General features: G+C 65.8%; 1 protein-coding gene. It reads left to right on the forward strand.

Features of this window, described 5'->3' with window-relative positions; genetic code table 11:
• Positions 1-213: 213 nt before the first annotated feature.
• On the forward strand, positions 214-1168 hold a 955-nt coding region (locus NKI49_RS33185), incomplete at its 3' end, for an IS4 family transposase (RefSeq protein ID WP_352608429.1).

Below are 1168 nucleotides of genomic sequence, written 5' to 3' on the forward strand. Positions count from 1 at the left end.
CTATCGCATTCACACATCTCGGTTGCGTTTTGCGATGAAGCTCGATTCTGTGTCGGTGAGAAGATCGATGGAGGTATCGATGACCAGGATCGAGTACGGACTGGGGCGATTTGGCGATCGCCGCCTGGAAAAAGGGGGGCCTGCTTGCATCGGGCGCTGGTGGCGCGGCCTGGATCGTGTATCCGTCGGCTTGGCGGCAAACGGGCGGCCGAAATGCAATTCACGCGGCTTTTGCGCAACCCCTCGGTAACGGCGGCAGAGATGTCGCTCCATGCTGGAAGGCTGACCGGACGGCGCGTGGCCGGTCGCCATGTCATTGCGGTGCAAGACACCTCGGAGCTGGTGCTGGGCAGCCGGCGGGCGCGAGCCGGCTACGGCCCGGTCGGCAAGGGCAACGTGGCAGGCCTGCTGCTGCACCCGGTGCTGGCGTTGGAGGTCGGCACTGGAGCGCTGCTGGGCCTGGTCTCGATGCAGGTCTGGAACCGCAGCGGAGGTGACTTGGCGCCGCAGCGCAAGCGGGCGACGGCCGACAAGGAATCGCAGCGCTGGATCGACGCAACAAGGCAGGCCGGCGCGGTTCTGGATGGTGCAGCCAGCATCACCATGGTGTCGGACCGCGAGAGCGACTTTTACCAACTCTTCGCGGAGCGCCCGTCCAATGTCGAACTGATCGTGCGAGCCTGCCAGAACCGGCGGATCGAGGCACCGCAAGAAGGTCCGGACTTGCTGCTCGCCTTCATCGACGCCCAGCCCGAGCAAGGCCGCTTTGCCGCGACCATCCCCGCCGCGCCCGGGCGCCGCGCACGAGACGCCGAACTTGCACTGCGCTTCGCCCCGGTGGCGGTGCGGCGACCGCTCAATGGAGCCGATCCGGCGTTGCCCGAGACGGTCGGTTTGACACTGGTCGATGTTCGCGAGGTGTCGAAACCGGAAGATGGCAGCGAACCGGTGCATTGGCGGTTGCTGACCACCCACTGTGTCGCCACCACGGTCGAAGCGCGCCGTATCGTCGACCTCTACCGGTCGCGCTGGACCATCGAGGAGTTCTTCCGCACCCTCAAGACGGCAGGCTTCGATATCGAGGCCGCCGACATCGGCGATCCGCACGCCATGATCAACTTCGTCGCCGCTGCGACGATCGCCGCCGTCACCATCAAGCAACTCGTGC

The organism is Mesorhizobium sp. M0587 (genome assembly GCF_040320945.1).
In the GTDB taxonomy this organism is placed as follows: domain Bacteria; phylum Pseudomonadota; class Alphaproteobacteria; order Rhizobiales; family Rhizobiaceae; genus Mesorhizobium.